Source organism: Acidisphaera sp. S103 (genome assembly GCF_009765975.1).
GTDB lineage: Bacteria > Pseudomonadota > Alphaproteobacteria > Acetobacterales > Acetobacteraceae > Rhodopila.
The window spans coordinates 41,161-53,940 of the sequence record NZ_LMUJ01000060.1 but is presented as its reverse complement, the minus strand read 5'-3'; the positions used below and the strand labels follow the sequence as shown (position 1 = coordinate 53,940).

Below are 12,780 nucleotides of genomic sequence, written 5' to 3'. Positions count from 1 at the left end.
CACCCCCCCCCAAAAAACCGCCGATGGCCCCCACCACAACCCAAAACATCCCCCCAATTTACCCTTCGTTAACCTCATTGCCTCACGATCCCCCGCCGACCGTCGGATCGTGAGCCATGAGCCAGACCACCCCCCAGATCTGCTACCTGTCCCATGCGGGCTTCCGCATGCTGGGGGAGCCGGTCTTCCGGCTGAGCGAAGGCTCCCGCATTCCATCGATGGTGATCCAACTCGACAGCCAGGAAGCCGTCCTGCCGCTGCAATCCGTCGCCCGAGAATTCCGCGTCGACCCCACCAGTCCCGACGGCCAGATGCTCACCCTGATCGAGCAAGCCCTGGAATTCGTCGTCTCCATCAAGCTCGGTGACAAGCTGCCGTCCGAACTCAACGGCGGCGAGGCGAGCTGGGAGCCCAACGGCCAGGACCGCCGCGTCGCTGCCAGCCGGGTGCGGCACAACCTGGTGCGCTCCGTCTTCGCCCGCCTCGGCAAACGCGTCACCATCAGCGGCACCCTGGGCTGGGAAGACGATCCCAAGAACCAGGAGTGGCTGCGCCAGGCGATCGCCGGCGCCGCGGACCAGCTCGACAATATGGAAGAAGCCGAGGTCACCACACGCGTCGCCTCGATCAGCGAGGAAATGGCCTATATCGAAGCCATGCGCCGTCCGCTGACCCGCGGCATCGCCAATATGCGCGAAAAACTTCTGCACATCGATTCCGGTGAGGTCCCGATCAGTCAGCAGGAGACGTTCAAGCAGGTCCAGTCACTGGCGCGCCTGGGCATCAAGGAAGTCATGAACCGATTTGACGAGGTCGATGTCCGTCTCGACGACTTCCTGGGGGTTCTGCGGGATATACCGGCCGCGATCGCCGGATTGCGCCGTCAACGGGATTGGCTGTTCCGGACCAATCGTGCCTGGACGGCCGTTTTTGCCGACTGGGAAGCCGCGCCGAAGCACTTCAACGAATTCCTGTTAAGAGTCGTCGAACGCACCTATGTTTTCCTGGCCCCGCGCTTCATGTCGTATCAAGAGTGGACCACCACGGAATCCAAGTTGAAAAAGACAACGTTACGGGCGACGGCCTGGTAACGTCATTCGCGCGGACGCAGCACTACCCGCCCTTGCTCTCCACCCGCGACGGCCTGATACGCCGCCACCGCGTCATCCAGTGCGAGCCGCCGAACAATCGGGGCAGGGCGGTAATCGCCCGCTTCGAAACCAGGCCGTAGCGCCTCCAACACCGTTGCTGAAGCGGTCAGATCCAGCTTGAGCGTATCGATGCCGATCAACCGGCTCTCGTTATGATAAAAATCCGCCAGGTTGAAACTCACTTCCCTGGCCCCGGCCACGCTCATTTCTACCAGCCGGCCACGCGGTGCGAGGCAATCCACCGCATGGCGGAACATCACGCCGCCTACACAATCCAGCACGACATCGGCACCGTACCCGTCCGTCGCCTCCCGCACCGCCTCCGGAATGGCCGCTGTATCGGCCACAAGCGACAGGCCGGCCTGCGAAATTGCCGCGCCGGGGCGGGGACCACGACGATCGACTCCAATAATACGAGCGTCTATACGCCGAGCGATCTGCACCGCCGCATTGCCGACGCCACCGCTGGCGGCGATGATCAGTACTGTTTCGCCAGCGTGCAGACCGGCGCCCTCGATCAACCCTTTCCAGGCCGTGATGAAATTCACCCCGACCGATGCCGCCTCGTCGAAGTCCAGCACCGACGGTTTTCGCCGCAGGCTGGCGACTGGAATCACGATGCATTCCGCATGCGAACCATCCCGAGTGAACCCGGTATCGCCGCCGGTTCCCCAAACCTCGGCGCCGATCCACGACGCCGGTCCCGCTTCCACGATACCAGCGAAATCCCGCCCCGGCGTCCGCGGCAACGTCGTCTGCTCCATCGCGCCCGCAACGTTCTTCACATCGCTCGGGTTGATCGATGCGGCTTCGATCCGGACCACCGCCTCGCCGTCACCCGCTGCCGGGTCCGGAACATCTTCCACGCTCAAAACGTCCGGCTTGCCGTGACGGGTGAATCGGACAGCCTTCATACCACGCAACTCCTTCACGGCCCCACATCTTCACGGCCCCACATCTTCGCGATCACGTGTCGCTTGACGCGGCCATCATTCGGACGACACTGCCTCAACCGCGAGAAAGGGGAAACACCACATGAGCGACGTTAAAATCCTGGCCACCGGTTTAGGCTTTCCGGAAGGTCCCGTTGTCTGCCCGGACGGCGCCGTCATCCTGACGGAAATCCGCAACAATCAACTGTCCCGGGTCACACCGGACGGCAAGACCAGCGTCTTCTCCCGCTGCGGCGGCGGGCCGAACGGCCTGGCCTATGGCCCGGACAGCGCGCTCTACCTCTGCAACAACGGCGGCAGCAAATATGTCGAGGGCTACTCGATGGGCGTCGCCCCGCACCCGGACTATAAGTTCGGCTACGTCCAGCGGATCGATCCGAAAACAGGCGAGGCGAAAACGCTCTTCAACGAGGTCGGCGGTCACAAACTGTCCGCACCCAACGACATCGTGTTCGACACCCAGGGCGGCTTCTACTTCACCGACCTGGGCAAGCGCTACGCTCGGCATCGTGATCACGGCGGTATCTACTACGCGTTGCCCGACGGGTCGAAGGTCACCGAAATCGCCCATCCGATCCTCAGCCCCAACGGCTGCGGCCTCTCGCCCGACGGCAAGACCCTTTACGCCGCCGACACCGAAGGCGCCCGCCTGTGGGCCTTCGATATCGAGGCCCCCGGAGTCCTCCGCAAACCCGCTCCCCACGCCCACCACAGCGGACGGGTCATCGCCGGCCTGCCCGGCAACGCGCGCTTCGACAGCCTGGCGGTCCTGGCCAACGGCAACATCACCGTGGCGACGCTGAACACCGGCTACATCACCGAAATCTCGCCCGGCGGTGACATCGTGCGCGCGGTGAAAATGCCGGACACCTATCCCACCAACATCTGCTTCGGCGGTGCCGACATGCGGACAGCCTACATCACCCTGTCCGACAGCGGCCGCCTGGGCGTGATGCAGTGGGAAACGCCGGGCCTGAAGCTGAACTTCGGATAACCCGCCGCCACGCATCACCCCCGTCATGGCGGGATTTCACCCCCGTCATGGCGGGCGCAGGCCCGCCATCCACGCCTTGCGATGCTGGTTTCGACAGCGGCATGACGGAAGTGGTGGTGAGTCAGATCTGTAGGCCATTCGTTCCAGACCGAACACCTTCGTTCTTCTCGCGCGCTCGGCGGGCAGGGTTGCGCGCGTTGGACAACCGCAGGAGACAAACGCGGATCAAAGCGCCAGCTCAGCGACTCGATGCGGCTTCGATGTCCCCGGTAGGCAGCTCTCAAGGTCAGCCGCAAAACAAAGCGCTTGTTGCCAGGAAGTGCCAAATGACCATCCAAAAACCAGACGGGCCGGGCAAAAATTTAGTGCAATACATGCAATAAGCAAAATGAACGCAAATCAAAGCGCCTGCATAATCATCCGGAATGGATCGATCCCTGTCACTCATCCGTGGTTGGCAAGATCACTGCTCCGATGATCAGCGCTCATTTGCGTTTAGAATCCTATGCCTCAACCCCCCATCGGCTGCCATTTCCAGCACTGGCAGGCCAGGGATGCCCCGAAGCGGTTGGGCCGAGACCGGCCACGATCCCAAATGCGCCGCCAAGGACTATTATCACACAAATCCAAAATATAGGAAATAATGCTTGACACAATCCCCACCCTCACGCTAAACCATCGGCTTTCGAAGCCGGGCAGCATGACCGAAGCCATCACCCCCCACGACAATCCCCTCCGCCCCGACGACATTCTGATGGCCCTCGTCGTCGCCCTTCTCGCGCCGATGTTCTTCACCGTCAGCGGCGCCGATATCGACGTCGCCCGTCTGGCAGCGATTCAGACCGTCAACGCCTATCGCGCCCGCTCCCAAACGGACCTCATCACCATCGCCCAGATCATCGGCTGCGGCCTCGCCGCGCTGGGCTCGCTCAGCCTTTCGATGGCCGACGACCTGTCTCTTTCCATGACCCTCCGGCTACGCGGCAACGCGGTCGCGTTGAACCGTGCCGCCGATCAGAACCGCCGAGCGCTGGCCGCATCCCAAGCCGCCCCGCCCGACACCGCCAAACCGATCGCCACCTCCACCCCACTCGATCCGGACCATGATGCAACTGTCCTGGCGAACGTGGCAGCGGCGCAGAAGTTGACGGCCGAAGCCATGGCCAACCTGCGAACACCCGAACCGGCCCCCGCCGCCGTCGCGCCGCCCATCCCCCCGACCGCCCCCGTGGCCACGCCCGCGGTCGTGCCAGCCGCCGCTCCGATGGCCTCCGGTGACCCCCCGATCTCGCAGCGCGAATGGCAAATCCTGCTGGCGAGCGCCATGACCGACGTCGCCGCCGAATTCTCCGCCGGCATCGCCAATCTCCCGCCGGCGCAGCGCGGCATGGCCTCCAGCAAAGCCGCCCTGCTCAGCACCGCGGCCAGCGACGTGATCCTGGGTAAAACGCCACCCCCGATGAAGCCCGGCGACCTGGCCGGCTTCATGCGATCCAATTCAGCCTGACTCCGCACCAGCGTCGCGAAGACCCGGGGGACCCGGCCTAAACCCCCAGCACGCGGGTCGCCTCCTGCACCACATCCGCCAGCGCCCCATCCGCGAACGGAGACACCAGTCCCGCCGACCGCACCAGGTCCTGGAACGGTGCCGACCCACCACGACCACAAAGCCCGACGTAAGCCTCCATCGCCGTCGCGTAATCGTGCCGAGACTTCACCCAGAACTGCATCGCGCAGCACTGCGCCAGCGTGTAGTCGATGTAGTAGAACGGCGACCCATAAATATGCGGCTTCGCCTGCCAGCGCCCGCCCTTCGTCAAAAACGACAAATCACCGTAATCCGTCCAAGGCATGTAAACAGCCTCCAGCCGGGACCACATCGCATGCCGCTCCGCCGGAGACGCCTCCGGCCGCGCATAAACCTCATGCTGAAAATGATCGACGCAGACCCCATACGGCAAAAATGTCAGCGCCCCGATCAGGTGCATCCGCCGAAACCGCTCGGCCGCATCGTCTCCCACCAAATGCCCGATCCCCGGATAGGACAGGAATTCCAACCCCATCGAGTTGATCTCCGCCGCCTCCATCGTCGGCCACAGATAATCGACACCGTCCCATCCGCGGCTTTCCCAGTTCTGGAACGCGTGCCCCATCTCATGCGTGAACACGCCGATATCGTGATGCGTACCGTTGAAGTTCGCAAAAATGAACGGCACGCCCGCGGTCGGAAACGATGTGCAGAAACCGCCACCGGCTTTCCCCGGCCGGTTCTTCAGGTCCATGAACCCGCCCTGGCTCATCAGCCGGTAGAACGCCGCCAGCCTGGGGTCCATCCCATCGAACATCACCTGTGCCGCCGCCACCAGCACATCGTGATCGCCCGCCGGCTTCGGATTGCCGGCCGGATCGACCAGCGCCTCATCCCAGAACCGCAGCCGATCCCAGCCATTTTCCGCGCGCCGAGCCTCCAGCAACCGCCCAACCAACGGAACGACGTGCCGAACCACCTGTTCCCGATATCGAACGACGTCGTCCGGTCCGTAATCCACTCGCCGCAGCCGCCGGTACCCCAGCGGCGTATAGGTCGAAAACCCCAGCTTCACCGCCATCCCATGGCGCAGTTTCACCAGTTGGTCGTACAGCCCATCCAGTTCGTCACCATTCGCCGCGAAGAAGTCCCAACGCACCCGCTCCGCGTCATGCCGCACCGAGCGGTCCGTATCTTCGGCGAACGGGCCCAAACCAGCCAAATTCACGGTCTGCCCGGCGATCGTCAGCTTGGAGGATGCCAGCAACTCGGTGTAGCGCGACGTCACCCGCGCTTCCTCCTCCAGATCGCCCTTGATCGCCGGATCGAACGTGGTGACGTCGGTGTCCCACAGGCGCAGCGCATGTTCGCCCACCAGTGCGGCAAGCCCCGCTCGATCGCCATCCGCCAACAGGCGCCGCTTCAACGCGACTTCCAGGTCGGCCGCCTCCGGCGACAGCGCATCGGCATAATCGCGATCGGCCCGAGCCGCCGCATCGGTGGTGTCCTGCGCGAACCGCAGATGCACCAGCGCCGACCAGGTATCATAGCGCCGCCGCAACCCGTCCCACGCAGCCAGGGCGGCGGCACGATCCCCACGATCCAGCATCGCCCCGATGCCGGCATAGTCCTCTTCCAAACCCGCCGCGGTCGGCTTCGGTTCGGCGATATCGGCAAAGCGTGGCATGTCAGTCACCGGTCGCCTCCGGCTGGACAGCGGACTCCTTCAAAGTGCCGACCTCACCGACCGGACGATCGACGTTCATCCTCTTCTCGTGGAACGCCGCGACCGACGGCCGGTGCGCAATAGAAACCAGGGTTGCGTTCGGCAACCGTTCTTTCAGGATACGGTACAGGTCCGTTTCGGCCTCGGGATCGACGCTGGCAGTGGCCTCATCCAGGAAGATCCAATCGGGTTTCGCCAGCAACGCCCTGGCAAAGCCGAGACGCTGCTGTTCCCCCATCGACAGCCGCATCGGCCAGTTGTCGTCGTGATCCAGCCGATCGCACAGTTGCGGCAACCCGACATCGCGCAGGACCTGCCCCATCTCCTGCGGGCCGAACGCATCCATCGCGTTCGGATAGGTGATCACGTGCCGCAGCGTGCCCAACGGAACGTACGGACGTTGCGGCAGGAAGAAGGAGTTCGGTGGAATTTTCACCTGCCCGGTGCCGAACGGCCAAATGCCGGACAGGACACGGAACAGCGTCGTCTTGCCGGACCCGGATCGCCCGGTGATGACAATCGAGTGGCCGGGCGTCAGTTCCAGGTTCACGCCTTCGAGCAACTTCGTCCCGTCCGGCAGGGTCATGGTGACATTGTCGAGGTGGACGTTGCCATCGGTCGACGGCGAAGGCTCGAAGCCACCATGGTTCTCCGCCCGAGCCTGGACGATGGCACGATGGAACGTGGCCAATCGTTCGACGATAGAGCGCCATTGCGCGATCGAGGCGTAGGATTGGACAAACCACGACATCGAATCCTGCACCGACCCGAAGGCGCCCGCGGTCTGCATCAGCCCGCCCAACTGCATGGCGCCGGAGAAATAGCGAGGCGCCGCGACACCGTACGGGAAGATAATCGCGATCTGGCTATAGCCCGAGACCAAGGAGTTCAGCAGCTTCAGCCGTGTCATGATCTGGCGCCAGTTGGCAATAAGGGCGACGAAGCGCTCGCGCAGATTGACGGCTTCCTCCTGCTCCCCACGATACAGTGCGATGCTCTCCATGTTTTCGCGAACGCGCACCAGGGCATAGCGGAAATCAGCCTCAACGCGTTGCTGTTTGAATCTCAGGAGCGCCAGCGGGTTGCCGACGAGGTGAGTCACCCAGGTGCCGACGATAGCATAGGCGAGTGCGACCCAGACCATGTAGCCGGGGACCGGTATGCCAAACACCAGGAGGGTACCGGACAGACCCCACAAAATAACGAGGAAACTGCCCAGCGAGACGATATTGGACAGCAGGTCGAGAGACAGGCTGAGCGTCATCGAGGTGAAATCGTTCAGGTCCTCGGCGATACGCTGGTCGGGGTTGTCGGTGCCGATCGCGCCGGGTGCTCGGGTCAGGCTGATGTTATAATACGCGCGATCCGCCAGCCATTCGGCCAGGAACGCGCGCGTCATCCAGCGGCGCCAGCGAATCTGGAGCAACTGATTAACGTAAACGGAATAGACGTACAGGGCGATTTGGATGGCGGCCAAGGCGCTGAAACCCGGCATGAATCCGCTTGGCGTGCGGCGATAGAAGAACAGCAGTTCCAAGAACGCGCGCCAATCCTTGTCCTGCAACGCGTTATAAAACTCGCGGCGCCAGTAGCTGAAGATGACACTGAGCCCGACGATCGTCAGGTTCATCGCGATGATGCCCAGCAGCAAGCCGCGAGCGGACCACTTCTCCTCTGACGTGACGAAGTAAGGCCGGCTGAGCCGCCAGGCGTCTTTCAGGAAGGGACCGATACCACGCATGGACGGGTTATCTCTCTCTGGATGAAGGGATTTTTGTTTGCAGCGCAGCAAGCCATGCCGCGACGCGTTTGCGGTTCACACCGAAGTCGGACCGGCCGTAGACGCTACGCGAATACACGATCAGGCCACTGCTGTCCGCGCCGTCCTTCAGCACCTGCACCATAATCAGGTCGGGGAAATTGAGCACGGCGGTACGGGCGACATAATCGGCCTGAAGCTGGTCGGGATACAGCGCCGCCTGATAGGTCCTGGGCTGGCCGGCCGCGACGTCGCGCACCAGGACGAACAACTGGTCGGCGGGAACCTTGTAGCGGGGCGTGACGATGTCGGCCGGCGGGCTAAATCCGTCAGGCGCGGCCAGTGCGGTATTCGGGCTGGCGGGGCGGACGATATGGGTGACGTTCATCGGCGGCGGCGTCGGCAACCCCTCCGCCGCGGGAAAACCACAGGCGGGCAGGACCAGGCCGATCAGCCAGGCCAGCGGGTTCATCCGGCGTAAGCAGACGTCATTCCACCTCTGATGCCTGGAAAGCGGGGAGGCGGCAAGTCAATTTGAGAAAACGTCCACTTGCTGGCAGACTGGCGAACGGAGGCAGACATGCAGAGCAATTCGATCCAGATCCATCCGGTCGGCGGCGCGGTGGGGGCCGAAATCGTCGGCGTGGACCTGTCCGAACCGCTGACCACCACCGTTCGCGACACCATTCGGCACACCCTCGCCGACCGCGGCGTGGTGTTCTTTCGCGACCAATCGCTGACCCCCGAACAGCATATCGGGCTGGCCCGCCAGTTCGGCGACATCAACATTAACCGCTTCTTCACGCACGCCGAAGGCTATCCTGAGATCGCGCTGGTGGTGAAGGAGCCGCATCAGACCCGCAACATCGGCGGCGGCTGGCATACCGATCACAGCTACGATCAGATTCCGGCGCTGGGGTCCATTCTCTACGCCAGGGAGGTGCCGCCGACCGGCGGGGACACGCTATTCTCGGGGATGTATGCCGCCTATGACGCGCTGTCGGACGGATTGAAGCGGACGCTGAGCAGTCTGCGGGGGGTCCACTCCAGCCGCCACGTGTTCGGTGTGGCGCGTCCAGACATGCAGGATCGCTACCGGAACCCGGAGGCAGCGGTCCAGGACGCGGTGCATCCGGCGGTGATCACCCATCCGGAGAGTGGCCGGAAGGCCTTGTATGTGAACCCCGGTTTCACCCTGCGCTTCGACGGCTGGACCAGCGAGGAATCCCGGCCGTTGCTTGATTACCTCTACCGCCATGCCGTGAAGCCCGAATTCGGCTGCCGGTTCGTGTGGCGGAATGGCTCGATCGCTTTCTGGGACAATCGTTCGACCTGGCATTATGCGGTGAACGACTACCAGGGGGAGCGTCGCTTGATGCACCGGATCACCGTCGAAGGGTGTGAACTGGCGGGATAGAAAAGCGTCCCCCCGTCGCCCCGCCCTTCATCCGGTCCTGCGACGTCCACGACAGCCGCAATTCTCATTGTAGCCGGGGAGACCGCGCCAAGCCCCCAATTGTCACTGCCCAAAATTGTTATTGTCCCAAATTGTCATTGGGAGGAGCAAAGCGACGCGGCAATCCTGGCGCCCCACAACCGATGGATGGGGAGTGCCGCGTCGGATACGCCGCCTCTTGACGACGAACGATCGCGACCCCACTTCGCATTCGTTATGTTCGTGTTAAGTTCTCCACCTCTCGGTCAGAAAATCATCCGTATATTCCCCTCGCGACACCTTCACCGCGATCCCCTCTTCGGTACCGCAATCCAGGTTTTCCGACCCCGCGACCCGTCCCGGCTCCGCCAGATCGTCCAACCGTTCCGCGAAGCCGGCGGCTATCTCCGGCGGCACACGCCAGATAAACGAACGTCCCTCGCGGTGTTCCACACCCGCGGGGCCGGCAGAGGCCGTCAGGCGCACATCCACCCCGGCCGCCTGACAGAATCCGAGGTCACCGAACACCACATCCGCCCCGTCGCGGGCGAACCGCCGCAACACCCCACCCAGCGCCCGGCAATCCTCCGCCTCACCCAGCATCAGGATCATCGGATTGAAATCGCTCGGCAGGAACCCGATCCGCATCATGCAACTTCAAGCACATCCGTCGCGTGGCACAGTTCCTCGGCACCCGAATCAGCACCGGACATGATACGGACTCGCAACCATTCGCCGTCGCCCATGTTCTCGATCACCTCGGCGAACAGGCCGCCCGCAATCACCAGTTTCGCGCCGACCGCGACGTCGCTGACCACAATCATTCGGGGTGCTCCCTCAGAACAGGATACTCAGGTTCTTCGCCATCAGGACGTTCTGCTCCAAGATCATTTCCCGCCGGGCGATCAGCCAGGAGTCGCCTTGCCGCCGCAGCGTATCGATACGCCGGCCGACGAACGTATTGGTCTCGTACTCGACGCGGTTCTGATAGACCAGGAAACGGCAGCCAACCGTGATCTCGGCGGGGTTTTCGGCGGATGGCGTGACATCCAGCAGACGCACGTTGCTGACCATGTGAGTAACGCGGGACAGCGGTTCCTCGGCATAATGAACCCCGGTCAGGATCTGCTCGACACGCTTGCCGAGGGTCCATTTGTCTTCGTCGAACCACGAAATTCCCTCACCCTGACGGGTATTTTCCTTTTCCGCATGCTGGCCGAACTTCACGTTGCGGCGGATCGGCATGAAATAGACCAAATCTTCCGCCAGCAGGTCGAGCCACTCCCGAAACAGCCGCTGATCCAGCAGATCGGCTTCCATGTAGAGGAAATCCTCGATTTCCTGCTTCAGCGCGAACCACGCCAGCCCGCGGACCGGTTTGTCGAGCACGTCACTCATTCCGCGGCCTGCCTGACGGCGTCGCCGTTGCCCAGCAACGAGTCCCAGCCGTCGCCTTTCAGGTATCGAGCGTATACATCATAGTAGTTACGTGCGTTCTGTTCGCTGATCTGCACGTTGACGTCGCCGGGCAGCATGTCGCCGCGCGCGTGCGTCGCGAGCGATTGCTGATAGTTGAACGGATAGCGGCGGGCGATCGTTCCAGTGCTGGCTTTCGTGGCGTACAGCCAGTTTTCCATGTCGTCCTGCTCGGTCATCCCCGCTGGGCCGGAGTAGCGCATGTAGAACCGGCGCAGCACGTCCTTGACCTCGGCGGGTGCGTCGGCATCGACCATGAAGAAACGCCATGCCTCGGTTTCCGTCGGGCTGTGCGGATGCCAAACGCACAGGCCGCGCGGCTGACGGCCGTGATAGGACGTATTCGGGAACAGATTGCCGGTGAACGGCATGATCCTGGCCTTGTCACCCAGCCGCTTTTTTCGTTCGTAAAAGCAATGACGGAAGTATTCGTCGACGATGGGGTACTGGGCGTAGGACGGCTGGTAGTCGAAATCCTCCGGCATCCAGACGCTGTGGACACCGTGGCCGGCTGGGTAGTTCACCCAGATGTGCTGGCCCTTGTTGTATTCGTTATCCCGTCTTCCTGCCGCGCCAGCCCGAGCACTGGGGCCGATGCCGATGATGTCGACCGAACGGTGGGACGGATTGTGGTAGGTGTCGCCGAGGAAATTCTCCGCCGCGAACTTCCAGTTTGCCGGCAGAATCCATTTGTGGATGCCGATCACCTCCGACCCGCCGGGCCGCCCGTCGCGGCAATCCAGCACCTGGTCCAGGTGATCCACGGCGTCGCCGAGGTAAGTCATGAAATCGGGCGCGTCGGGGTCCCAGGACGCCCAGACAGTGCCTTTGTAGCGATGCAGTCTGGGAGTTTCGATCAGCGACCAATCGGCACGGTCCAATTGCCCCTCATACAGCACGCGATACAGCGGCACGCCTTGCAGCTTGCCGTCGGTGGTGTAACTCCAGGAGTGATAGGGGCAGACGAACAGCGAGGTATTGCCGGACTCGTAACGGCACACCTTCATGCCACGGTGGCGGCAGGAGTTCAGGAAGACGTGGACCGCACCGTGGGTGTCGCGGCAAAGGATGACGGATTCCTCGCCCATGCGAGATACGAAGAAGTCGCCAGGGTTGGGAATCTGACTTTCATGCCCAACGAACAGCCACGCGCGCGTAAACAGCTTATCCAGTTCCTCCCGGTGGAATTCGGGCGAAACGAAGATTTCCCGGCTGATCATGCCGCGTTTGGTGTCGATCATCTGATCGATGGGCAGTGTTGTTGTCATTCTGCCTTGGCTCCCTGTTGTTCCGGCGACGTCAGTCCCAGCGCGACGCCGCCGCGTTGTCTTCCTCACGCGCATCCACCCAGGCGCCGTCGCCGCCGGTCCGGTCTTCCCGCTTCCAGAACGGCGCCTTGGTTTTCAGCCAATCGATCAGGAACGCAGTGGCGTCCAGAGCCGCCTGCCGGTGGGCGGAGGCAGCGATCACCAGCACGATGTTGTCGCCCGGCCGCAGCGGGCCGACGCGATGGATGATCGTGCAGCCGAGCAGAGGCCAGCGGTCCGCCGCCTGGTCGGCGATCGCGGCGATCGCGCGTTCCGTCATGCCGGGATAGTGTTCCAGGGTCATGCCGGTGACGGTCTGGCCGTTGTCGCGGACGGTGCCGACGAAGCAGCCGATCCCGCCGATATCGCTGCGGCCAAGCGTCAGGGCGGCGATCTCCGCGCCGACGTCGAAATCCTCGGTCTGGACCTTGATATGCGCCATTGGGGAAAT

At 63.0% G+C, this 12,780-nt stretch carries 13 protein-coding genes; 4 read left to right on the top strand and 9 right to left on the bottom strand.

Features of this window, described 5'->3' with window-relative positions:
• Positions 1–116 precede the first annotated feature (116 nt).
• Complete coding sequence (locus GSQ89_RS19150; RefSeq protein ID WP_158928144.1) at positions 117–1,091, top strand: hypothetical protein; 975 nt, start codon at positions 117–119, stop codon at positions 1,089–1,091.
• Positions 1,092–1,093: 2 nt separating this feature from the next.
• Here the strand turns inward: GSQ89_RS19150 and GSQ89_RS19145 are convergent, their stop codons facing one another.
• The gene (locus tag GSQ89_RS19145; RefSeq protein WP_158928142.1) at positions 1,094–2,065 is read right to left on the bottom strand and encodes a zinc-binding alcohol dehydrogenase family protein; all 972 of its coding nucleotides are present in this window, start codon (positions 2,063–2,065) and stop codon (positions 1,094–1,096) included.
• A gap of 121 nt (positions 2,066–2,186) precedes the next feature.
• On the opposite strand from GSQ89_RS19145, the gene GSQ89_RS19140 reads away from it, so the two are divergent.
• Entirely contained in the window at positions 2,187–3,098 is a 912-nt protein-coding gene (locus GSQ89_RS19140; RefSeq protein WP_158928140.1) for an SMP-30/gluconolactonase/LRE family protein, read from the top strand.
• A gap of 643 nt (positions 3,099–3,741) precedes the next feature.
• Entirely contained in the window at positions 3,742–4,605 is an 864-nt protein-coding gene (locus GSQ89_RS19135) for a hypothetical protein (RefSeq protein WP_216856272.1), read from the top strand.
• 37 nt (positions 4,606–4,642) lie between these two features.
• Here the strand turns inward: GSQ89_RS19135 and GSQ89_RS19130 are convergent, their stop codons facing one another.
• Genes GSQ89_RS19130 through GSQ89_RS19120 form a run of 3 tightly spaced genes read right to left on the bottom strand, consistent with a single transcriptional unit; the run spans position 4,643 to position 8,583 of the window.
• The gene (locus GSQ89_RS19130; RefSeq protein ID WP_158928712.1) at positions 4,643–6,313 is read right to left on the bottom strand and encodes a M3 family oligoendopeptidase; all 1,671 of its coding nucleotides are present in this window, start codon (positions 6,311–6,313) and stop codon (positions 4,643–4,645) included.
• A gap of 1 nt (position 6,314) precedes the next feature.
• Positions 6,315–8,093, bottom strand: coding sequence for an ABC transporter ATP-binding protein/permease (locus tag GSQ89_RS19125; protein ID WP_158928136.1), 1,779 nt, complete (start codon positions 8,091–8,093; stop codon positions 6,315–6,317).
• A 7-nt stretch (positions 8,094–8,100) separates the two neighbouring features.
• Entirely contained in the window at positions 8,101–8,583 is a 483-nt protein-coding gene (locus GSQ89_RS19120; RefSeq protein ID WP_158928135.1) for a DUF1499 domain-containing protein, read from the bottom strand.
• A 108-nt stretch (positions 8,584–8,691) separates the two neighbouring features.
• Between GSQ89_RS19120 and GSQ89_RS19115 the strand changes: the two genes are divergently transcribed.
• Positions 8,692–9,528: a TauD/TfdA family dioxygenase gene (locus tag GSQ89_RS19115; RefSeq protein WP_158928133.1), complete on the top strand. Its 837-nt coding sequence runs from the start codon at positions 8,692–8,694 to the stop codon at positions 9,526–9,528.
• 264 nt (positions 9,529–9,792) lie between these two features.
• Here the strand turns inward: GSQ89_RS19115 and GSQ89_RS19110 are convergent, their stop codons facing one another.
• Genes GSQ89_RS19110 through GSQ89_RS19095 form a run of 5 tightly spaced genes read right to left on the bottom strand, consistent with a single transcriptional unit; the run spans position 9,793 to position 12,771 of the window.
• A complete protein-coding gene (locus tag GSQ89_RS19110) occupies positions 9,793–10,194 on the bottom strand; it encodes a hypothetical protein (RefSeq protein ID WP_158928131.1) in 402 nt (133 codons plus the stop codon).
• Complete coding sequence (locus GSQ89_RS38275) at positions 10,194–10,370, bottom strand: hypothetical protein (RefSeq protein WP_174254897.1); 177 nt, start codon at positions 10,368–10,370, stop codon at positions 10,194–10,196. Before GSQ89_RS38275 ends, GSQ89_RS19110 begins: the two co-directional genes overlap by 1 nt.
• A 13-nt stretch (positions 10,371–10,383) precedes the next feature.
• Positions 10,384–10,944: a 3-phenylpropionate/cinnamic acid dioxygenase subunit beta gene (locus GSQ89_RS19105; RefSeq protein WP_158928129.1), complete on the bottom strand. Its 561-nt coding sequence runs from the start codon at positions 10,942–10,944 to the stop codon at positions 10,384–10,386.
• Positions 10,941–12,290: an aromatic ring-hydroxylating dioxygenase subunit alpha gene (locus GSQ89_RS19100; protein WP_158928127.1), complete on the bottom strand. Its 1,350-nt coding sequence runs from the start codon at positions 12,288–12,290 to the stop codon at positions 10,941–10,943. Before GSQ89_RS19100 ends, GSQ89_RS19105 begins: the two co-directional genes overlap by 4 nt.
• A gap of 31 nt (positions 12,291–12,321) precedes the next feature.
• A complete protein-coding gene (locus tag GSQ89_RS19095) occupies positions 12,322–12,771 on the bottom strand; it encodes a molybdenum cofactor biosynthesis protein MoaE (RefSeq protein WP_158928125.1) in 450 nt (149 codons plus the stop codon).
• Between the last annotated feature and the right edge of the window lie 9 nt (positions 12,772–12,780).

Excerpts from the sequence above, each read along its gene's own strand:
- GSQ89_RS19110 (WP_158928131.1), bottom strand. The coding sequence starts at position 10,194 with ATGCGGATCGGGTTCCTGCCGAGCGATTTCAATCCGATGATCCTGATG.
- GSQ89_RS19105 (WP_158928129.1), bottom strand. The coding sequence starts at position 10,944 with ATGAGTGACGTGCTCGACAAACCGGTCCGCGGGCTGGCGTGGTTCGCG.
- GSQ89_RS19145 (WP_158928142.1), bottom strand. The coding sequence starts at position 2,065 with ATGAAGGCTGTCCGATTCACCCGTCACGGCAAGCCGGACGTTTTGAGC.
- GSQ89_RS19135 (WP_216856272.1), top strand. The coding sequence starts at position 3,742 with ATGCTTGACACAATCCCCACCCTCACGCTAAACCATCGGCTTTCGAAG.
- GSQ89_RS19150 (WP_158928144.1), top strand. The coding sequence starts at position 117 with ATGAGCCAGACCACCCCCCAGATCTGCTACCTGTCCCATGCGGGCTTC.
- GSQ89_RS19095 (WP_158928125.1), bottom strand. The coding sequence starts at position 12,771 with ATGGCGCATATCAAGGTCCAGACCGAGGATTTCGACGTCGGCGCGGAG.
- GSQ89_RS19130 (WP_158928712.1), bottom strand. The coding sequence starts at position 6,313 with ATGCCACGCTTTGCCGATATCGCCGAACCGAAGCCGACCGCGGCGGGT.
- GSQ89_RS19115 (WP_158928133.1), top strand. The coding sequence starts at position 8,692 with ATGCAGAGCAATTCGATCCAGATCCATCCGGTCGGCGGCGCGGTGGGG.
- GSQ89_RS38275 (WP_174254897.1), bottom strand. The coding sequence starts at position 10,370 with ATGATTGTGGTCAGCGACGTCGCGGTCGGCGCGAAACTGGTGATTGCG.
- GSQ89_RS19125 (WP_158928136.1), bottom strand. The coding sequence starts at position 8,093 with ATGCGTGGTATCGGTCCCTTCCTGAAAGACGCCTGGCGGCTCAGCCGG.
- GSQ89_RS19120 (WP_158928135.1), bottom strand. The coding sequence starts at position 8,583 with ATGAACCCGCTGGCCTGGCTGATCGGCCTGGTCCTGCCCGCCTGTGGT.
- GSQ89_RS19100 (WP_158928127.1), bottom strand. The coding sequence starts at position 12,290 with ATGACAACAACACTGCCCATCGATCAGATGATCGACACCAAACGCGGC.
- GSQ89_RS19140 (WP_158928140.1), top strand. The coding sequence starts at position 2,187 with ATGAGCGACGTTAAAATCCTGGCCACCGGTTTAGGCTTTCCGGAAGGT.